We start from the raw sequence: 18,716 nt of genomic DNA, 5'->3' as shown, positions 1-18,716 counted from the left end.
GTTACGCTCCTTTCGAAGCGGCGTCGATCGCTGCGGACAATTCCGCAGGCTTCGCCTTCGTGCCGGTCAGCTTTTCCACCGATGCTTCCGCGACCTCAAGGGCCACGTCCCGGACGGAGGCGAGCGCCTCGTCCCGGGCGGCGGCAATCCGGGCTTCCGCCTCGGACAGTTTTTCCGCCAGTTCGGCGTCGAGCTTGTCCTGTTTCTTGGCATGATCGGCGGCCAGTTTGTCCTGCGCCTTACGCAGGATTTCCTGGGCTTCCGACCGGGCCTCGGACAGGGCTTTTTCGACCGACAGTTCGGTTTCCGCGATTTCGGCGCTGAGCTGTTCGGCCCGTTCCAAATCGGCACGGACTTTCTGCTCACGCGCTTGGACCACGTCACCAACGCGGGGAATGGCCACCTTCCACATCAGGATGAACAGCACCGCGAAGGTAACCGCAAGCCAGAAGACCTGCGTGCCATAGGTGCTGACATCGAGCTGGGGCATGGCCGAACCGCCCCCGTGGCCGCTTTCGGCGGCGAACAGGGTCAGCGGGGCCATGGCGGCGGAGGTCGCGGTGACCGCTGCCGCAAGGCGAATGCCCGTTTTGAAAATCGGGTTCATCCTAAAATCCCCTTTAAATCCGGTGTTGGGAGAGGACGGCGGAACCGTCCTCGCGACCAGGAACGGATCTTAGGTGAACAGGATCAGGAACGCGATCAGCAGGGCGTAGAGCGCGACGGCTTCAACCAGCGCGAAGCCCAGCATGGACAGGCCGAAGACCTGGCCGCGAGAAGCCGGATTGCGGGCGACGGAGGAGATCAGCGACGAGAAGATGTTGCCGATACCGATACCGACACCGAACAGGGAGATGACGGCGAGGCCGGCACCGATCATTTTCGCAGCAGCGAGTTCCATAACATTCACTCCTAATGTTATGCCCGGGGGGATTCGTTGTAGGCCCCAGGCAGGTTATGAACCGGGCGGGAATGTTAGGACCGCCCGGTCCGAATATCGGGTCCGATATTTCGGACCTGCCGAACGATCAGTGCAGGTGCAAAGCGTCGTTCAGATACAGGCAGGTCAGGACCGTGAACACATAGGCCTGAAGGAAGGCGACCAGGATTTCGAAACCGGTCAGCGCGACCATCATGGTGATCGGCAGAATGCCGCCGACGCCCGCCGTCACTGCGCCCAGGCCGAAAACGAAGCTGGCGAACACCTTCAGCATGGTGTGACCGGCCATCATGTTGGCGAACAGTCGGATCGCCAGGCTGAGCGGACGGGACAGGTAGGAGATGATTTCGATCGGGATCATCAGCGGATACAGCCAAGTCGGCGCACCGTGCGGCACGAAGAAGCTGAAGAAGTGCAGACCGTGCTTGGCGATACCGACCAGCGTCACGAACAGGAACACGAAGACCGCCAGCGCCAGGGTGACGATGATGTGGCTGGTGAACGTGAAGCTGCCCGGAAGCAGGCCCAGCAAGTTGCCGAACAGAATAAACACGAACAGCGTGAAGATCAGCGGGAAGAACTTGCGGCCTTCATCGCCGACATTTTCCCGTATCATCGATCCGATGAACTCATAGACCGCCTCTGACATGCTTTGCCAGCGGCCCGGCACCATTTCGCGTTTCGACATGCCCATGACGGTGAAGATCGTCACGACGATGACGGTAATCGTCATCCACAGCGCGGAGTTGGTGAAGGCGATGCCGTCGACGGGACCGTCGACGATCGGCGTAATCTGAAATTGTTCGAGCGGACCTGCCACGGCGAACCCCTTTTCGATGCTGTTGGCGTGAGCCTTAAGGCTCCGTTTCAAAAACTTCTAACGCGACCCCGGTTACTCTTTGTATTCCGTATCGTCGTCGCCTTTCGGGGGCTTCGTCCCCGCACGGCGCCAACCAACCCCGGAATCCATACCGCTGACCAAGCGATAGACATTCGTCACCCCGGCGCCGCCGCCCAGGAAAACGAACAGGATCATCAACCAGGGCTTCGTCCCCAGCCAGTAATCCAAACCGAAGCCGATCGCGACCCCGACTGCCGTTGCCGTGACCAATTCGGTCCCGACACGCAGGGCGAACCCCAGACCTTCCATACCCGTCTTCGGCTCACTGCCGTCGGCGGATTTCCGGCGTCGACCAGATCGTTCCTCATGGGCGGTTTTCGCGGCCCTTAGACGGGCATCGAAATCGTCCGATGAGGGCTTCTCGCCGCCCTCGGTCATGGTCTTGGTGGACCCCCTCGGTCTCTGCGTTTTCGAACGGTCGAAAGACCGCCCATTTCACGCGCGCGGACACTAGTGGCACCCCCCTTGGGAGTCAAGCGGCGCGGCACTCTTTGTCGCATTCGGGTGCCGTATCGGCAGGCGAAAACTGAAGTGTAGAAACGTGTGGAAAGGCATGCGCAGTTGGCAGCTATGGCGCGAACGTGCAAGCATGCCGTGAATCGTCTCCCGAAAGCGTAAGAACGGTATGGTTCAATCGGACATCAATCAGCGGTTTCTGGACTATTGGCGGTCGATCCGCGGGGCGGGCGGATCGATACCGGCACGCGCCGATTTCGACCCGGTATCCGTGCCGCGCGGCGTGTTGGATCATTTGTTTCTGACACAGATTTCGCCCGATCCGTTTCGCGTGCGGATTTTGCTTCAAGGCAGCTTTATAACGACAGAAGGCGGACAATCCCTGCGCGGGAAGGATGTCGGGCCCGACACGTTCGGGGCGGGATGGGAGGAAATCCTGGGCCTCTATCGCCGTGTCGCCATGCAGGGGCGGCCGATCCGAAGTAAGGAACGACATACGGGCGCGCATGGCTGGAAGATTCTGACGGAGGTGATTCTCGCCCCGTTGTCGGACGATGAGGGCGCGATCGGATACGTCGTCGGCAGCCTCGACCGTTTAAAGGACAGGACGGAGCGCGGTGCACCCGGTCGAACCGATACTTGGTCGGTCCTGGACGTCGCTGACGTCGATTAGATCATCGCCAGGAATTCGCGGCGGGTTTCCGGATTGTCCCGGAAGGCGCCGGTCATACGGCTGGTAACGGTCGAGACGCCCGGCTTATGGATGCCGCGGGTGGTCATACACTGATGTTCCGCATCGATCACGACGGCGACGCCGCGCGGTTGCAGGGTTTTTTCGATGGCGTCGGCGATCTGGACGGTCATGGTTTCCTGCGTTTGCAGTCGCTTCGCATAGATGTCGACGACGCGGGCCAGTTTCGAAATGCCGACAACGCGGCTTCGCGGCAGATAGGCGACATGCGCCGTGCCGATGATCGGCACCATGTGGTGTTCGCAATGGCTTTCAAAACTGATACCCCGAAGCATGACCATTTCGTCGTAGCCTTCGGTCTCTTCGAAGGTGCGGCGCAGTTCTTCTTCCGGGTCGATGGCGTAACCGGCATAAAATTCGTCATAGGATCGTACGACACGGCTGGGTGTATCCAGCAGGCCTTCGCGGTCGGGATCGTCGCCGGTCCAACGCAACAGCACGCGCACGGCCTCTTCCGCTTCTTCGCGGGACGGGCGGTTGGCGGCGATTTGGTCCGCCTGCTTGCGGGCTGCGTTGTCGGACATGCCTTTAGCCTTTCGATATCTGGGCCGGGGCGTAAACGCCCTTAAAGGGCCAGGGCGAAAACGCCCTATGGCGGCTGGGGCGAAAACACCCAATGGGGCGCTATATCGTTGCAATGGACGGTCAAGTCAACAATATCACTGGGCCTAAGCCTCCATCATGCGCGGATACGTCGGGTATCCGCAACAAGGGGTCGTTGATGAGCAATACGGGGTATGAAGCCCTCTACAACGAACGCATTCTCGGTTTGGCCGGTGGCCTGAACAAGGATGACCGCCTGCCCGAACCGCAGGCGACCGCGCAGGTCGATTCCCCTCTATGCGGCAGCCGCATTCGGGTCGATGTCGTGCTGGACGAGGAGGGGCGCGTCGCGGAATTCGGTCAGCAGGTGCGGGCCTGTGCCCTGGGGCAGTCGTCGGCGGCGATCCTGAAAGCGCATGTCCTGGGCTGCGACCGGTCGGAACTGGCCGATGTGCTGGACGCGGTGGCAGCCATGTTGAAACGCGACGGCGATCCGCCGACGGGAAAATGGGCCGATCTGGCGGTACTGCAGCCCGCGAAAACCCATAAGTCCCGCCACGCCTCCATCCTGCTCCCCTTTCGCGCGGTGGTGCAGGCAATCGATACCGTCCTGGCGGAGCGTCAAGGCGCCGATAATGCCTGAGGCGCGGAAACCCGGACCGGCGGCGTGGTTGCTGATCGGGCTGATCTATCTTTACCGCTATACCCTGTCGTACTTCCTGGGCAGATCCTGCCGGTATTTGCCGACCTGTTCGGAATACGGGATAGAGGCCATTCAGCGTCACGGTGCGTGGAAGGGCGGCCGACTGGCCCTTCGCCGTATCCTGCGCTGCCACCCCTGGGGCGGGTCCGGTTACGATCCCGTCCCGGACTGACGGATTGCGGCGTCGAGATTGTCGCGCAGAAAATCGATTTCCGTTTTCATTCCTTGAAGCGCGTCGATAGACATCCCGCTGGCTTCCAGAATGCAGCGCGGAATGTCGGCCGCCTGATCCCGCAGTGCACGGCCTTTGCCGGTCAACCGGATACGCACTTGTCGTTCGTCCTCGGGATCCCGTCGGCGTTCCACCAGTCCCATGCCCTCCATTCGCTTCAGCAGGGGGGTCAGGGTATTGGATTCCAGGAACAATTTCCGGCCCAGGCTACCGACCGTCCGATCGTCTTCTTCCCAAAGAAGGATGAGTACGAGGTACTGGGGATAGGTCAGGCCCAATCGATCGAGCAGCGGTTTGTAGACCCGATTAAAGGCGTGATTGGCGGAATAGACGGCGAAACAGAGCAGCTCTTCCAAATTCCGAACGCTATCTGGCCCCGAATAATCTTGCGGCATTTCGATCTCCTTTCTCGGCACGATATATAAATCGCGTGCGATCTAATCGCAAGCGCTTGACAACGGTTGGGTGGTGCATTAATTAGATCGTGTACGATGAAATCGTAAACGATTAAAATCAATTGAAGATCGAAAGGAGAGTGACATGTTGAAAGTTCGAAATTCGCTTACCGCCTTGGCATTGGTATTGGGCACCTCCGCAGGTGTGTCCGTTATCGCCCACGCCGATCCGATCCTTGAAGCTGAAACCGAGGAATTCCTGGCCGACCTCGCGGGGGCGCCCCCGATCTATACGTTGACCCCGGAGGCGGCACGCGACGTCCTGGTTTCCGTCCAGTCCGGTCCGGTTGCCGCGCCCGCTGTCGATATCGAAGACCGGATCTTGGCGGTCGGTCCGACCGGTTCGACGAAAATCCGCATCTACCGTCCGAAAGGCGTGGACGGTGTGTTACCGGGCGTCGTTTATTTCCACGGCGCCGGCTGGGTGATGGGCGATACCGTGACCCATGACCGGCTGGTTCGTGATATTGCCGACGGGGCACAAGCCGCTGTGGTCTTCGTAGATTATGAACGATCGCCGGAACATCGTTTCCCGACGGCGATTGAGCAGGATTACGCCGTGACCGCATATGTCGCGCGAAACGCGGCTGAATTCGGCATCGATCCGGCGCGGATTGCGGTCGGCGGTGACAGTGTCGGCGGCAATATGGCCGCTGTGATCACACTGCTGGCGAAGGAACGTCAGGGGCCGGACCTTGCAGGACAGTTGCTCTTCTATCCGGTAACTGACGCCGGAATGGATACGGGGTCCTATTCGGAATTCGCCAATGGCCCGTGGCTGACCAAACCCGCAATGGCCTGGTTCTGGGATGCCTATCTGACAGATGAGAAGAAACGCGAACACCGCTATGTCTCGCCGCTGAACGCAAGCCTGGATCAACTGTCGGGCCTGCCCCCAGCCATGGTTATCACGGCGGAAAACGATGTGCTGCGCGACGAAGGGGAAGCCTATGCCGAAAAACTCTCTCAGGCAGGCGTAACCGTCACCGCGACCCGGTATAATGAAACGATCCATGACTTCGTGATGCTGAACGCCTTGTCCGGAACACCGGCGACACGCGCGGCGATCGACCAAGCCGCGGCCTTTCTGAACACTGTTTTCGAAACCCCGGTCGGCAACTGATCGAACCGCCGTACCGACAATAGGGGAAGGCTCATACCGCGCATTCCCCTTTTACCTAGGCAAATGAGGAGAAAGATCATGTCTGTTAACGTTCTGTATCGTACGTCCGCAAAAGCGAATGGTGGCCGCGACGGCCGTTCCGGCACGCTGGATGGAAGTTTTGACGTCAAGCTGACCACGCCGAAGGAGCTCGGCGGTGCCGGGGGAGACGGCGTCAATCCGGAACAGTTGTTCGCGTCAGGTTATGCCGCGTGCTTCCTTGGTGCGATGAAGTTCGTCGCGTCCCAGACGAAGACGAAAATCGACCCGGAAACGACGGTGACCGCCCATGTCGGGATCGGACCGCGTGACGCGGGCGGCTTCGGATTGGAGATTGCCCTGGACATCGACCTACCGGGCCTGGATCGGGACGCGGCGGAAGCCCTGGTGGCGGAAGCCCACCAAGTGTGCCCCTATTCGAACGCGACCCGGAACAATATCGATGTGAAGCTGACCGTTCTCTAAAGACGGTAAGGTGCTAGAAACCCGGTCCCTTTCGATGGGGCCGGGTTTTCTAGTTCAAATGCGCGAAACTGGCGGCGTAGCGGTTCAGCTTGTTCTGCCCGGCGGAGATGGGGCCGTAGGCCGACGGGTGGTCGCCATCGATACATTGCGGCAGCGGTTCGATCACCGCGTCCGCGTTGCAATCCACGAAACAGGGTAGCGAATAGCGCTGGCGCCCGGATACATTCACCACGCGGTGCAGGTTCGCCAGATAGGTATCGTTCGTCAGCCGCTGCATCAGGTCGCTGATATTGATCACGAAGGTGCCGGGAATCGGTGGGGCTTCCACCCATTGCATCTTGCGGTTCAGGACCTGTAGACCGCCGACATTGTCCTGTGCCAGGACCGTCAACAGTCCGTAATCCGTATGCGCCCCGATGCCGATGGAACTTTCGTCGATCTGACCCGCCTGACTGGGATAATGGATCATTCGCTGGATCATCATCGGCTGGGTCATCTTGGGCTTGAAGAAATCGCGATCCAGATCGAGACTGAGCGCGACGCCTTCCAGGAACAGCACGGCGGTGTCGAGCATGGCCTGCAAATAGGCTTCCGTCGTTTCCCGGAACCCCGGCAAGGCCGGCCATTGGTTCTCGCCCTGAAACGGGCCGGTCAGCCCCGGATAGGTCAGGCCCACATCGAAGTTTTCTTTCAAGTCGCGGGTGATGCCGGGATTGGTGTTCTCTCCGCCAAACTCGGTGTAGCCCCGTAACGCCTCCCCCGATTTGGAGATATGGATTGCCATCTTCTCCTCGTCCGGAAGAGCGAAGAGCTGACGCGCCGCCTCGAAGGTCCGTTCGACCAGCGCGTCGGAGACACCATGTCCCTTCACATAGAGGAAACCGACATTGGCCAGCGCCCAACGCAGTCCGGAAACGGCCTCAGCATGATCCTCCCCGCTTCGAAGGGCGGAGAGGTCGACGATGGGGATACGGTCGAAGTCTTGTCGTTCCGCTTTCAGGCGATCATCGAGGTGCACAATTTCGGCGCTCATGGACTGACACCCTCAGACATTCATATGTATACGAATGACTTTGCGGCCAGACGATTCAATTGGCAAGGAAGATTCGATGGACCGGTTACGCCGACGCTTTCCCGGTTACGGGCGTTTTTCCATCACGACGAACAGGCGGAACGCCATCAGCAGGCCGAGTGCCGGAAGCAGCCGATCTTCCAAACGGACCAGGAAATCGGCCAGTCCCGCCGGAATCAGAGACCATGATTTGAAGCCGCCGGTCAGGGGATAGGCGAATAGGCTCAACCATTGCCGGTCGACGGTTCGCAGGGCCGGAACCGCTTCCGACAAGGCGATGCGGTGTTCCTGACGGCGGAACAGCAGCGTCGGGATACCTTGGTTGGAGTCGAACGGGTCTTTGTCGGCGCCGTAGTGCTGATCGGCCAAAGGGTCGGCGATCATGTCCACCGGCTCCTCATGCAGATAGTTGTAAAACAACCAACTGATCGGCGTGATCCCCGGTTCGATCATGGCAATCCGTCCGCCGGGTCGCAGGACGCGAGCGGCTTCCTCGAAGAATTTCCGCGGTTCCGCCAGATGATGCAGCACGTCCAGCAGGAAAATCCCGTCGAAGCTCTCGTCGGGGAAGGGCAGGGACTGGGCATCCGCTACCGTATCGACCCAGGGCGCGGGCAGGATGTCCAATCGGGTTATGTCCCGGCCTTTCGTGAAATCCCGGCTGTGCCCCGATCCTGCCCCTATCTCCAGATACTTGCCCTTCGGCGGCAGGGCGCCAAGCATCCGGAAGTAATAATCGCCATAAACGGCGCGCAGGCTCGCCTTGCGGCCCCAAACGTCGGCATGGGCCAGCAGGCGTGGGTCGACTGTATCATCCATCGGATCAGAATGCCTTCAGCTTACGCCAAGCAAAGACAACCATTTGCAGCAGCAGCCAGCCGTCGCGGAACCGGCTGATCTGCGGTTCGCCATAGGTGCGGTCGGCATAGCGCATGGGGATTTCGATGATCTTCAGGTTCTGCTTCGCCGCCCCGAAAATCAGGTCGAAGTCGCCGAAGGGGTCGAACTCCCCGAAATAGGATCGGCCCGCCTGAATTTTCTGATAATCGGCCTTCGTCAGGACCTTCGTGCCGCACAGCGTATCGGTGAACCGCTGGTTTAGCAGGAAGGAGAAGATCATGGCGAACGTCCGGTTCGCCCAATAATTCAGGAAGCGCATGGCGCCTTTTTCCATCGGATAGACAAGGCGGGATCCGTTGATGAATTCCCCCTTGCCGCCGGCGATGGCGTCATAGAATTTCGGCAATTCTTCCGGCGGCATGGTCAGGTCCGCGTCGAGGATCATCAGCACATCGCCGCGCGCCTCGTCAAAACCCTTGCGGACCGCGTCGCCCTTCCCCTTGCCGGGCTGCTTGAACACCTTGATGTCCCAGCCGCCGTTTTCCGGCTTGGCGTAATGATCGCGGACGCGTTCGCATTCCTCGAACGTCCCGTCGGAGGAGTTACCCTCGACATACAGGACTTCCAAATCGTCGCAGAAGCGCGGCAATCGGGTGATCGCGCTTTCGATATTGCCTTTTTCGTTGCGGCAGGGAACCAGAACCGTGGTCGACAGACTCTTGCGTTTCGCCTTACGGAACGATCGGGCGACGATGAAGTGGCGCAGACTCAATTTCCGGATCAGCGGTAGCGTGCCGATGAAACGGTTGATGGCGGTGCCGATCCCGAACAAGCGGGTCGGAACGATCTGGCGCCACTCGGTCTTGATGACGTCGAAATCGGCAAGCGACAGGATGTTGGCGATGTCGGCCGGGCTCAGGAAGTTCACTTCCGGCTGCGGCATTTTCAGGCCCAGGGCCTCGCCCGTGCGCAGCAGCGGTTCCCACAGATGGCTGTAATAGGCGATGACGATCCGAGTTTCTTCGTCGCACAGATCATGCAACTGCTCCAACAGGGCCTGGCAATCGTCGACGAAGCCCAGAGTGTCCGACAGGATGATGAAATCGAACGGCCCTTTCAGATCGTCCTTCAAGGGCTTCAGCGCTTCCACGTCGCCGACGCGGAATTGCAGTTCCGGATACTCCGTTTCGGGATAGTTGGCGCGCGCCACGTCGATCATATTCGCGGAAAAATCTACGCCCATGCCATAGGACGGCTTCAGTCCGGCCAATAGCGATCCGGTGCCGCAGCCCAGGTCCAGAATACGCGCCCCTTCCGGAATCAGGAATTTCAGGAAATTCATATCGTCGGCATAGAAACCGGAATTCCGATCCCGCCAGCGGTCGCGCTGGGTCGCGATACCGTCGATATGGGACAGGATGGCGGCCTTGCGCGCCGACAGGCCTTCCTTCCAACCGTCTCGCGCCGGGACCTTACGAGGGGCCGATCGCGCCGCCGCTTTTGCCGCCGCACTCTTAACAGCCGCTTTCTTTACGGGGGCCTTCTTTACGGGAGCCTTCTTCGACACCGCTTTCTTTCCAGTCGCTTTCGTAGCCAACGTCACTCTCCTTCGCGAAAGACCGCTGCTTCCGCTTCCGCTTCAGCCTCTTCCGATACTCGCACCGCGCCCCCCAGGAGCCAAACGGCGCCGCCGATAAGACCGACGACAACAAGTTGCAAACCCAATACGACCGAAAGGGCCACCCCGCCCGTCGGATCGAGGCCGATCAAGGCAAAGCCGGAGGCCATCGCCCCCTCGCGAACCCCCCATCCACCCAAGGACACAGGGAGTGTCGCTACCAGAATGGTCGTCGGTATCACGATCAAGCAATCGGTGAAAGACACCTCGAGGCTTAAACCTCTGGCGGAGATATACGCGACGGTAACGCTCAGGACCTGAGTCAGTACGGCGAGAGCCAGAATTGGAATTGACTGACTCGGCCGCCGGATCATTCGGTCTGCCATGCGGGCGAACCGAATGATCGCCCCGCGCAGCTTCCCGCCACGACCATTTTCCGACATGCGGGCGATGAGAACCAAGCCGACTAACCCGATCCCACCCAGTCCCGCGATCATCGCGAGCGCGGGGATCAAACCGGTATCGCCAATGCGGCTAACCAGCAATGGCAGGCCCAAGGCAATCAACACGCACAGCGAGAACAAACCGGTAAGCCGATCGAGGATCACGCTGTTCACCGCCTGTCCCAGCCCGTCGCACCAGCGCCGAATGCGATAGACCCGCAGCACGTCACCGCCGACAGCGCCCGGAAGGGCCTGATTAAAGAACATTGCTTCCAGATAGTAACGGAATGATATGGCATAGGGCGCACGCACGCCGTCCAGAAACAGCAGCCGCCGCCAGCGTTCGGCATTCAAAACGACCTGAAGAAAGATGATTCCGACGGCAAGCGTCAGCAGCAGGATATCGGCCGCGATCAGACGTTCGCCGATATCTGCAAAGTCGATCTTACGGGCAATTAGGACAAACAGCCCCACCGTCACGGCGACTTTCGCCAGGACGAGCAATATTTTCTGGTACTGATGGGATGTTGCCACCGAATCTAGCCCCAGATTCCGAATGCCGGGTAATCGACCCGCGCGTGAATAGCCGCTTCCCCGAGCAATGGCAATCTTAGTAAGCGCGGCGGATCACGAAGTCGATCAGGTCGATCAGGACGGTTTTGACCTCGCTGTTCGGGAAAATTCCCAGCGCGTCGCGGGCGATGCTGCCATAATGGCGTGCTCGTTCGACCGTGTCGGACAGTGTCTCATGCGCGGTCATCAGGCGCATGGCCTCGTCCAAATCGCCGTCCTTTTGATCCTGGTTGGCGATCGTGCGGTTCCAGAAATCCCGTTCCGCGTCGTCACCCCGGCGATAGGCCAGGATGACGGGCAGCGTCACCTTGCCGTCGCGAAAATCGTCGCCGACGGTTTTCCCCAGCGCCTGCTGATCCGCGGAATAATCCAGAACATCGTCAATCAATTGGAACGCGATGCCCAGATTCATGCCGTAGCTTTCCAGCGCTTCCTCTTCGGCTTTCGGTCGGTCGGCGACAACGGCGCCGATTTGGGTTGCGGCCGCGAACAAGGTCGCCGTCTTGGATCGGATCACGTCCAGATAGGCTTCCTCGCTGGTCGTCGGTTCGTTCGCGGTCATCAACTGCAGGACCTCGCCTTCCGCGATCACGGCGGATGCGTCGGACAGGATGCGCAGAACATCCAGCGACCCATCGGCGGTCATCAGTTGGAAGGCACGCGAAAACAGGAAGTCGCCGACGAGGACGGAAGCTTCGTTACCCCATATGGCATTGGCGCTGGCCTGCCCACGGCGCAGATCGCTTTCGTCCACGACGTCGTCATGCAGCAAGGTCGCGGTATGAATGAATTCGACGCAGGCGGCCAGACCGATATGCCGGTCGCCGTTGTAATTACAGAGCTGCGCCGCCGCCAGCGTCATCACCGGACGCAAGCGCTTACCGCCCGCGGCGATCAGGTGGCCGGCCAATTGCGGGATGAGCGCAACCGGACTCTTCATATTGTCGACGATATGTTGATTGACCTTTTTCAGGTCGGATTCGACGAGCGCAAGAAGCGTATCGAGCGCCGGTGGCGCATCGGATTTTGACTGTGCCCGCTTATCGTTCAGCGGCAGGATGGTCGCCACGCCTGTAATCCCCCGAAACTGTTGTCGGGCAACGCGCCCGTACCGGCCCCAAAATAGCGGTCGATCTAGTCCGGTCAAGCAGTGCTGTGTCGCACTGCAGCGTCAGGGGCCCGCCTGTGAAACCGGTAGGTGGCAGACGACTTGCAGCTTGTTCCCGTCCAGATCGCGAAAATAGGCGCCATAATAGTGTTCGTGATAGTGCGGGCGTTCGCCGGGCGACCCTTCGTCCCGCGCTCCGGCCGCGATGGCGGCGGCATGGGCGTCGCGGACTGTTTGCCGGGTCGGGGCATCCAACGCAACATGGGTTCCATTGCCGATGCTCGCCGGCTTGCCGTCGAAGGGGCGGCAGATGAACAGGCGCCCGGCGGCGGTGCCGTACCCAAAGAAGTCGCCGTCCGGGCTTTCGAAGAACAGGGGGCGTCCCAGCACTGCAAAGAGGGCGTCGTAAAGAGGTCGGGCCCGGGCCGGGTCATTGGTGCCGAGGGTGACGTGACTGAACATCCGAAACCTCCAAAATGAAACGGGATGCCGTTTGTTGCTTTTTTCCGACTGAAGCGATCCAATTTTGTCGGTTCATGACAATTGCCGTTATGTGCGTCGGCGCATAGTCTCATCGGTCTCGCCAGGAAGGTCCGATCATGGACTTTAGCGAGTGTATCACGCACCGAATAGAGGAGTTTCCCGACATGTCCGTAACATCCCTGTCCGAAGTCCGCGAAGGCACGCTGGACTACCGTCAGGAGCGTGAGGATTTGGCCTGTGCCTTCCGTTGGACGGCGCGGCTGAACATGCATGAATCCGTGGCGAACCATTTCAGTCTGGCCGTTTCCGACGACGGGACGGAATTCCTGGTCAATCCCTATGGCCGCCACTTCTCGCGGATGCGCGCCAGCGACCTTCTGCTGCTGAACGCGAAGGAAGAAAACCCGGAAGGCCTGGGCGATACGATCGACCCGACGGCGTTCGCCATTCATTCGGCGATGCACCGGAACAATCCGCAGGCGCGCTGTGTCCTGCACGTTCATTCGAAATATTCCCTGGCCCTGGCCACGTTGAAAGACACGTCCATGCCGCCGATCGACCAGAACACGATGCGGTTCTATAACCGGATTGCGGTCGATACCGGGTTCGACGGGATGGGTCTGGGCGACGAGGCCGAACGCCTGTCTACGACGCTGGGGAACGGGTCGGTATTGTTGTTGGGCCAGCACGGTGTCGTGACCGTGGGAGAAACGGTGGCCAAAGCCTTCGACGAACTTTACTATTTCGAAAAGGCCTGCGAAACGTTGATCACCGCGCTTTCGACGGGGCGCGAATTGAATGTCGCGAGCCCGGAAGTCGCGGAAAAGACCGCCCAGCAATGGGAAAACTATCCGGGCGCCTGCGAAAAGCACTTCGCCGCGCTGCGCGATATTTTGGATGAAGAGGAGCCGGGATACCGCTCCTGATAAAGGACCGAAGGGGGTAACATAGCGGATGAGTACCGACAGGGTTGTTATTGTCGGCGCGGGTCAAAGCGGCGGTCGTACCGCCGCTTTGCTGCGTCAGGAAGGGTTCGAGGGCGAGATTGTTCTGATCGGAGCGGAAAAGCACGCCCCCTATGAACGCCCGCCGCTTTCCAAAGCCGTCCTGAAGGGCGACAAGCCCGCGGAAGAATGCACTCTCTATGCCCCTGATTTCTTTGCGGAAAAGAAAATCGATTTGCGCACCGGTGTTACCGTGCAGTCGGTCGATCTTGATGGGAAGTCGGTGACCCTGGACGATGGGTCCAGCCTGAATTTCGGGTCCTTGGTCTTCGCCACGGGCGGCGTCGTGAAGCGGTTGCCGCTGCCCGGCGCCGATCTGCCCGGCGTGCATGTCGTCCGGACCTTCGAAGACAGCGCCGGTCTCGGACAGGACCTGAAACCGGGATCGCGCTGCGTCGTGGTCGGCGGTGGATTTATCGGTCTTGAAACCGCCGCGACCGCGCGTCAGATCGGCTGCGACGTAACCGTTCTGGAAGGTGCGCCGCGCATTCTGGGTCGGTCGGTACCGGTTGAGGTCGCGGACGCGGTTGCGCGGCTGCATGCAGAAAAAGGCGTGAAAACGATCCTGAACGCGCGGATTGCCGGGTTCGAAGGGACGGATCACGTGACGGGCGTCAAGTTTGAGGACGGCAGCGTCCTGCCCGCCGACAGCATCGTCATCGGAATCGGGATCGCCCCGGGGGTGGCCCTGGCGGAAGCGGCGGGGCTTGTCTGCGAAGACGGTATCCTGGTCAACGAATTCGGCGCCACGGCCCGTGAGGGCGTTTATGCGACAGGCGATTGCGCCCGTGGATTCAACCCGTTCTATGGCGAACGTATTCGACTGGAAAGCTGGCAGAACGCCGATATGCAGGCGCGCGCCGTGGCGCGGTCGGTCTGCGGTCATCCGGAGCCTTATGCGCCGGTTCCCTGGCTGTGGTCGGATCAGTTCGAATGGACACTGCAGACGGCGGGCCTGCCGTCGCGGGCGGACAGCGTTATCGTGCGCGGCCGGTTCGAAGACGGCTCGCTGGTCTTCCTGTGCCTTGCGGACGGGAAGCTTGTCGGCGTCGCAGGGTTCGGCCTGGTATCGACGATCGCCAAGGAAGTCAAAGTCGCGCAAATGATGATGGAACGCGGAATCAACCCGGACCCGGCGGCCCTCGCGGACGAGGCGCAGCCGCTCCGGAAATTGATGAAGGGGGGCTGACCGGCACGCGGTCGCTCCTGTTTACCGGCTGGTTTCAGGGGGCGTCGGATGGTCACAAGACGTTTTTGCACCGTTCAAAACGGTCTGATCGCGGCCATCGTCATGGCTTGTGTCTGGGGCGTGTCGTTGCCCGCGGAAACCGACGCCCTTCATCGCGTCACCCTGCAACTACCCTGGCATCACCAGTTTCAGTTTGCGGGGTACTATGCCGCGCAGAAGCTGGGATATTACCGCGATGTGGGGCTCGACGTTGACATTCGCCCCGGCAAGGTCGGCGATGCTTCCATGGACCGGGTGATCCGCAGCAACTCGGAATTCGGCGTGGGGTCGGCGGAAATCGTGGCAGCGCGATTAGAAGGCGCGCCGCTTGTCGTCGTCGCCCCGATTTTTCAGCATTCTGCCCTGGCCATTGTTTCCATCGACGGGTCCGGGATTAAATCCATCCGGGACGTCGAAAATCACAAGATCATGATCGAAGCCCAGGCGGCGGAACTGTTCGCTTACCTGTCACGAGCCGGGGTGGATCCGGAAAAGGTCGAAATCCTGCCGCATACGCATTCGCTGAATCCGTTATTAAACGGGCAGGCAAGCGCGCTGTCTGCGTATATATCCGACGAACCGTTCGGACTGTTGGAACGCGGCATCGCCTATACCGTCCATCTGCCGCGAGAAGTCGGGATCGATTTCTACGGCGATACCCTTTTCACCCAGGAGGCGTTTCTACTGCGTGAACCGCAAATCGTAGAAGCGATGCGGGACGCATCCTTGCGCGGGTGGGAATATGCCCTGGCGCATCCGGAAGAAATCGTAGACCTGATCCTGACCGATTACAGCCGAGATCAAAGCCGATCGCATCTTCTGTTCGAGGCCCGTGAAACACGGGACCTGATTCAGCCAGATAGAATTCCTTTGGGGACAAGCGATCCCGCGCGATGGCGCCACATGGCAGAGGTGTTTCGGGAAGCGGGATTTATCGTGGACGGCCCGATCGACCTGACCGGCCTGTCGATGGATGATCCCGTCTATCACGGGATCACGGCGTGGTTCCAGGGGATCGACCCGAGGGTGCTTCGGTTGGTTTTGGTCGCAGGGGCGTTTGTCGTGTTTGCCGTTGTGTTGCATCGTGCGCGCCGTCGGCGGGGTTCTGGCGCTTCCTGACGGGTTTGACGTCGCACATAAATGCGCTATTGCTTGCCCCCGCCCGTCAAACCCGTTACCTAACCGCGGCACTTTCCCGAACCGACAGAACGATCCGACATGACAGACGGACCATCGAAAATGCTGCTGCCGGATGGCTTGCGCGACGTGCTGTCGCCGGAAGCCACGCGCGAGGCGTCCGTGGTGCACGGCCTGATAGAACGATTTCGAGCTTCGGCCTTCCGCCGCGTCGATCCGCCCCTGGTCGAATTCGAAGACAGTCTGCTCGATGGGGTCGGGGCGCCGACCGCGCCGCACACCTTCCGGCTGATGGATCCCGTGTCCCAACGCATGATGGGCCTGCGCGCGGATATAACGGTGCAGGTGGCGCGGATCGCGACATCGCGCCTGACCCGTACCCCGCGGCCGCTGCGTCTGTGTTATGCCGGGCCTGTCCTGCGCGTTCGCGGCACGCAGCTGCGCCCCGAACGGCAAATTACCCAAGCGGGTTGCGAATTGATCGGCGCGGACACGCCCGAGGCCGATGCGGAACTGATCGAAATCGCGATCGACGCCCTGTCCGGTGTCGGCGCGAAGGACCTGTCCGTCGATATCAGCCTGCCCACCGTCGTGCCGTCGGTGTTCGAATCGCTGGGATTGGACAAGGATACCCGCCGTCGGGCTCGGCTGGCCCTGGACCGAAAAGACGCCCATGACGTTGCGGCGTTGGGCGGGGACGCAGCCCTGCGTCTGGGCGCGTTGTTGGATGCCTGCGGTCCGGCGGAACGCGCGATGGAAAAGCTGCTGGCGATCGATCTGCCCCCGATGGCGGCGGCGGAACGAGACCGTCTCGCCCGTGTCCTGGAACTTCTGGACGAAAGCGCGCCGGGCCTCGTCATCACCGTCGACCCGGTGGAACATCGTGGTTTTGAGTATCAGACGGGCTTGAGCTTCACCCTGTTTTCCAAGGGGGTGCGCGGGGAACTGGGGCGCGGCGGACGGTATGCGGCGGGTGCCGCTGGGGAACCGGCGACGGGGGTTACCCTGTATCTGGATTCCGTGATGCGCGCCGTGCCGATGGCCGAAGAGGTTCAAACCGTCTATCTGCCCCACGGCACCTCGCCTGCCCAGGGCCGCGCGCTTCGGGATGCGGGATGGTGCACGATGGCGGGCCTTTCCGCCGAAGCGGATGTCGCGGCTGAAGCACGCCGATTGGCATGCACGCATATTTTCGATCCGATGCGGGGGGCGGACCCAATTCCCCTCGATGACGCCTAAGGACTGAAAGGCTCTTTGCGATGACGAATGTTGTGGTGGTCGGTTCCCAATGGGGTGATGAAGGCAAAGGTAAGATCGTCGACTGGCTCTCCGAACGCGCCGATGTGGTCGTGCGCTTTCAGGGCGGCCATAATGCCGGTCATACCCTGGTCATCGACGGCACGACGTACAAGCTGAGCCTTCTTCCCTCCGGTGTCGTGCGGAAGGGCAAGCTGTCGGTGATCGGCAACGGCGTTGTCGTCGATCCCTGGGCCCTGATGGAAGAAATCGAACGTATCCGGCAGCAGGGCGTCGAAGTGACCCCGTCGAGCCTGATGGTCGCGGAAAACGCCGCGCTGATCCTGCCGGTGCACCGCGAGTTGGACAAGGCGCGCGAAATGGCGCGCGGGGATGCGAAGATCGGCACGACCGGTCGCGGCATCGGCCCGGCCTATGAGGACAAGGTCGCTCGCCGCGCGATCCGCGTCTGCGATCTGGCGGACCCCGAAACGCTTATGGACCGGGTCAATGCCTTGCTGGCCTATCACAACACGCTGCTGCGCGGCATGGGCCTTGAAACCGTATCGGCGGAAACCGTCCTGTCGGAACTGCACGAAATCGCGCCGAAGATCCTGCCCTATGCTGGAGTGGTCTGGAAGAAACTGGACGAGATGCGCCGCAAGGGCGAGCGCATCCTGTTCGAAGGCGCGCAGGGGATCATGCTGGACGTCGACCAGGGAACCTATCCCTTTGTCACGTCGTCCAATACCGGGTCGGGACAGGCGGCGACCGGATCGGGTACCGGCCCGAATGCGATCGGCTATGTTCTGGGCATCACCAAGGCCTATACGACCCGTGTCGGGTCCGGCCCCTTCCCGACGGAACTGACCGACGCGATCGGCGAACGTCTGGGCGAACGGGGCCGTGAATTCGGCGTCGTTACCGGGCGCAAACGCCGCTGCGGCTGGTTCGATGCGGTTCTTGTCCGTCAGGCGATGAAGGTCGGCGGCGTCAGTGGTATCGCCCTGACCAAGCTGGACGTGCTGGACGGGTTGGACGAAATCAAGGTCTGCACCGGTTATCGCATCGACGGTCGCGACTACGACCACCTGCCGTCGTCCACCGCGCTGCAGGCGCGGGCCGAACCGGTCTATGAATCGATGGAAGGCTGGCAGGAAAGCACCTACGGTGCCCGGAGCTGGGCTGACCTACCGGCGACGGCTATCAAATATATCCGTCGGATCGAGGAACTGATCGAAACCCCGGTGGCGCTGCTGTCGACGAGCCCGGAACGAGACGATACCATTCGGGTGCACGATCCCTTCGAAGGCTGACGGTTAGACCGATCTGACCTTTCGAACGGTTCGAATCGTGATAGCAGCCG

Annotated in this window: 22 protein-coding genes; 10 read left to right on the top strand and 12 right to left on the bottom strand. The window is 60.7% G+C overall.

All coding sequences use genetic code 11. The features are described from left to right. Position 1 precedes the first annotated feature (1 nt). From HH303_RS01660 to HH303_RS01645, 4 genes are all read right to left on the bottom strand, one after another. On the bottom strand, positions 2-607 hold the full coding sequence (locus HH303_RS01660; protein WP_169623464.1) for a F0F1 ATP synthase subunit B family protein: 606 nt from the start codon (positions 605-607) through the stop codon (positions 2-4). A gap of 69 nt (positions 608-676) precedes the next feature. Beyond that, positions 677-901: an ATP synthase subunit C family protein gene (locus tag HH303_RS01655; RefSeq protein ID WP_169623463.1), complete on the bottom strand. Its 225-nt coding sequence runs from the start codon at positions 899-901 to the stop codon at positions 677-679. Between the two features lie 127 nt (positions 902-1,028). Then, positions 1,029-1,760 carry a F0F1 ATP synthase subunit A gene (locus HH303_RS01650; protein WP_169623462.1) on the bottom strand — a complete coding sequence of 244 codons (732 nt, stop codon included), beginning with the start codon at positions 1,758-1,760 and terminating at the stop codon, positions 1,029-1,031. Positions 1,761-1,832: 72 nt separating this feature from the next. Further along, positions 1,833-2,219 carry an AtpZ/AtpI family protein gene (locus HH303_RS01645; protein WP_169623461.1) on the bottom strand — a complete coding sequence of 129 codons (387 nt, stop codon included), beginning with the start codon at positions 2,217-2,219 and terminating at the stop codon, positions 1,833-1,835. 247 nt (positions 2,220-2,466) lie between these two features. Between HH303_RS01645 and HH303_RS01640 the strand changes: the two genes are divergently transcribed. After that, on the top strand, positions 2,467-2,970 hold the full coding sequence (locus HH303_RS01640) for a PAS domain-containing protein (protein WP_169623460.1): 504 nt from the start codon (positions 2,467-2,469) through the stop codon (positions 2,968-2,970). Here the strand turns inward: HH303_RS01640 and folE are convergent. Continuing rightward, the gene (gene folE / locus HH303_RS01635) at positions 2,967-3,572 is read right to left on the bottom strand and encodes a GTP cyclohydrolase I FolE (protein WP_169623459.1); all 606 of its coding nucleotides are present in this window, start codon (positions 3,570-3,572) and stop codon (positions 2,967-2,969) included. The two genes, HH303_RS01640 and folE, sit on opposite strands and share 4 nt — an antisense overlap. A 197-nt stretch (positions 3,573-3,769) precedes the next feature. Here folE and HH303_RS01630 point away from each other — a divergent pair, with 197 nt between their 5' ends. Beyond that, entirely contained in the window at positions 3,770-4,234 is a 465-nt protein-coding gene (locus HH303_RS01630) for an iron-sulfur cluster assembly scaffold protein (protein ID WP_169623458.1), read from the top strand. Beyond that, positions 4,227-4,466, top strand: a complete 240-nt coding sequence (yidD, locus tag HH303_RS01625) for a membrane protein insertion efficiency factor YidD (RefSeq protein WP_169623457.1) — start codon at positions 4,227-4,229, stop codon at positions 4,464-4,466. Before HH303_RS01630 ends, yidD begins: the two co-directional genes overlap by 8 nt. Here yidD and HH303_RS01620 read toward each other — a convergent pair. Beyond that, on the bottom strand, positions 4,445-4,921 hold the full coding sequence (locus tag HH303_RS01620) for a MarR family winged helix-turn-helix transcriptional regulator (protein WP_169623456.1): 477 nt from the start codon (positions 4,919-4,921) through the stop codon (positions 4,445-4,447). The genes yidD and HH303_RS01620 overlap by 22 nt on opposite strands. Before the next feature lie 145 nt (positions 4,922-5,066). Here HH303_RS01620 and HH303_RS01615 point away from each other — a divergent pair, with 145 nt between their 5' ends. Then, positions 5,067-6,104, top strand: a complete 1,038-nt coding sequence (locus HH303_RS01615) for an alpha/beta hydrolase (protein ID WP_169623455.1) — start codon at positions 5,067-5,069, stop codon at positions 6,102-6,104. Between the two features lie 78 nt (positions 6,105-6,182). After that, on the top strand, positions 6,183-6,608 hold the full coding sequence (locus HH303_RS01610) for an organic hydroperoxide resistance protein (protein WP_169623454.1): 426 nt from the start codon (positions 6,183-6,185) through the stop codon (positions 6,606-6,608). 49 nt (positions 6,609-6,657) lie between these two features. Here HH303_RS01610 and HH303_RS01605 read toward each other — a convergent pair whose 3' ends face one another. The 6 genes from HH303_RS01605 to HH303_RS01580 all read right to left on the bottom strand — a co-directional run bounded on the left by HH303_RS01605 (position 6,658) and on the right by HH303_RS01580 (position 12,724). After that, a complete protein-coding gene (locus HH303_RS01605; protein WP_169623453.1) occupies positions 6,658-7,641 on the bottom strand; it encodes an isopenicillin N synthase family dioxygenase in 984 nt (327 codons plus the stop codon). Between the two features lie 105 nt (positions 7,642-7,746). Further along, entirely contained in the window at positions 7,747-8,499 is a 753-nt protein-coding gene (locus tag HH303_RS01600; protein ID WP_169623452.1) for a class I SAM-dependent methyltransferase, read from the bottom strand. A gap of 4 nt (positions 8,500-8,503) precedes the next feature. After that, a complete protein-coding gene (locus HH303_RS01595; RefSeq protein WP_319637275.1) occupies positions 8,504-10,087 on the bottom strand; it encodes a glycosyltransferase in 1,584 nt (527 codons plus the stop codon). Between the two features lie 32 nt (positions 10,088-10,119). Continuing rightward, positions 10,120-11,115, bottom strand: a complete 996-nt coding sequence (locus HH303_RS01590; protein WP_319637274.1) for a lysylphosphatidylglycerol synthase transmembrane domain-containing protein — start codon at positions 11,113-11,115, stop codon at positions 10,120-10,122. A 76-nt stretch (positions 11,116-11,191) separates the two neighbouring features. Beyond that, positions 11,192-12,223, bottom strand: a complete 1,032-nt coding sequence (locus HH303_RS01585) for a polyprenyl synthetase family protein (protein ID WP_319637273.1) — start codon at positions 12,221-12,223, stop codon at positions 11,192-11,194. 102 nt (positions 12,224-12,325) lie between these two features. Beyond that, positions 12,326-12,724: a VOC family protein gene (locus HH303_RS01580; RefSeq protein ID WP_169623450.1), complete on the bottom strand. Its 399-nt coding sequence runs from the start codon at positions 12,722-12,724 to the stop codon at positions 12,326-12,328. Between the two features lie 185 nt (positions 12,725-12,909). Here HH303_RS01580 and HH303_RS01575 point away from each other — a divergent pair, with 185 nt between their 5' ends. From HH303_RS01575 to HH303_RS01555, 5 genes are all read left to right on the top strand, one after another. Beyond that, positions 12,910-13,671, top strand: a complete 762-nt coding sequence (locus HH303_RS01575) for a class II aldolase and adducin N-terminal domain-containing protein (RefSeq protein ID WP_169623449.1) — start codon at positions 12,910-12,912, stop codon at positions 13,669-13,671. 28 nt (positions 13,672-13,699) lie between these two features. After that, positions 13,700-14,938 (top strand): NAD(P)/FAD-dependent oxidoreductase, encoded by a 1,239-nt coding sequence (locus HH303_RS01570; protein WP_169623448.1) that lies wholly within the window; start codon positions 13,700-13,702, stop codon positions 14,936-14,938. Between the two features lie 48 nt (positions 14,939-14,986). Continuing rightward, positions 14,987-16,096, top strand: a complete 1,110-nt coding sequence (locus HH303_RS01565; protein WP_169623447.1) for an ABC transporter substrate-binding protein — start codon at positions 14,987-14,989, stop codon at positions 16,094-16,096. 99 nt (positions 16,097-16,195) lie between these two features. Further along, on the top strand, positions 16,196-17,353 hold the full coding sequence (locus HH303_RS01560) for an ATP phosphoribosyltransferase regulatory subunit (RefSeq protein WP_169623446.1): 1,158 nt from the start codon (positions 16,196-16,198) through the stop codon (positions 17,351-17,353). 20 nt (positions 17,354-17,373) lie between these two features. Further along, the gene (locus HH303_RS01555) at positions 17,374-18,666 is read left to right on the top strand and encodes an adenylosuccinate synthase (RefSeq protein WP_169623445.1); all 1,293 of its coding nucleotides are present in this window, start codon (positions 17,374-17,376) and stop codon (positions 18,664-18,666) included. Positions 18,667-18,716 lie beyond the last annotated feature (50 nt).

It is taken from the genome of Pacificispira spongiicola (genome assembly GCF_012926505.1).
GTDB classification, from domain to species: Bacteria; Pseudomonadota; Alphaproteobacteria; order UBA8366; family Aestuariispiraceae; genus Pacificispira; species Pacificispira spongiicola.
The sequence above is the reverse complement of the archived record's forward strand: the minus strand, read 5'-3'. Positions and strand labels throughout refer to the sequence as shown.

Coding starts and splice junctions, on each gene's coding strand:
- HH303_RS01610 (WP_169623454.1), top strand. CDS start 6,183: ATGTCTGTTAACGTTCTGTATCGTACGTCCGCAAAAGCGAATGGTGGC.
- HH303_RS01570 (WP_169623448.1), top strand. CDS start 13,700: ATGAGTACCGACAGGGTTGTTATTGTCGGCGCGGGTCAAAGCGGCGGT.
- HH303_RS01640 (WP_169623460.1), top strand. CDS start 2,467: ATGGTTCAATCGGACATCAATCAGCGGTTTCTGGACTATTGGCGGTCG.
- HH303_RS01660 (WP_169623464.1), bottom strand. CDS start 607: ATGAACCCGATTTTCAAAACGGGCATTCGCCTTGCGGCAGCGGTCACC.
- HH303_RS01600 (WP_169623452.1), bottom strand. CDS start 8,499: ATGGATGATACAGTCGACCCACGCCTGCTGGCCCATGCCGACGTTTGG.
- HH303_RS01630 (WP_169623458.1), top strand. CDS start 3,770: ATGAGCAATACGGGGTATGAAGCCCTCTACAACGAACGCATTCTCGGT.
- HH303_RS01575 (WP_169623449.1), top strand. CDS start 12,910: ATGTCCGTAACATCCCTGTCCGAAGTCCGCGAAGGCACGCTGGACTAC.
- HH303_RS01560 (WP_169623446.1), top strand. CDS start 16,196: ATGACAGACGGACCATCGAAAATGCTGCTGCCGGATGGCTTGCGCGAC.
- HH303_RS01565 (WP_169623447.1), top strand. CDS start 14,987: ATGGTCACAAGACGTTTTTGCACCGTTCAAAACGGTCTGATCGCGGCC.
- HH303_RS01615 (WP_169623455.1), top strand. CDS start 5,067: ATGTTGAAAGTTCGAAATTCGCTTACCGCCTTGGCATTGGTATTGGGC.
- folE (WP_169623459.1), bottom strand. CDS start 3,572: ATGTCCGACAACGCAGCCCGCAAGCAGGCGGACCAAATCGCCGCCAAC.
- HH303_RS01645 (WP_169623461.1), bottom strand. CDS start 2,219: ATGACCGAGGGCGGCGAGAAGCCCTCATCGGACGATTTCGATGCCCGT.
- HH303_RS01580 (WP_169623450.1), bottom strand. CDS start 12,724: ATGTTCAGTCACGTCACCCTCGGCACCAATGACCCGGCCCGGGCCCGA.
- HH303_RS01605 (WP_169623453.1), bottom strand. CDS start 7,641: ATGAGCGCCGAAATTGTGCACCTCGATGATCGCCTGAAAGCGGAACGA.
- HH303_RS01620 (WP_169623456.1), bottom strand. CDS start 4,921: ATGCCGCAAGATTATTCGGGGCCAGATAGCGTTCGGAATTTGGAAGAG.
- yidD (WP_169623457.1), top strand. CDS start 4,227: ATGCCTGAGGCGCGGAAACCCGGACCGGCGGCGTGGTTGCTGATCGGG.
- HH303_RS01555 (WP_169623445.1), top strand. CDS start 17,374: ATGACGAATGTTGTGGTGGTCGGTTCCCAATGGGGTGATGAAGGCAAA.
- HH303_RS01655 (WP_169623463.1), bottom strand. CDS start 901: ATGGAACTCGCTGCTGCGAAAATGATCGGTGCCGGCCTCGCCGTCATC.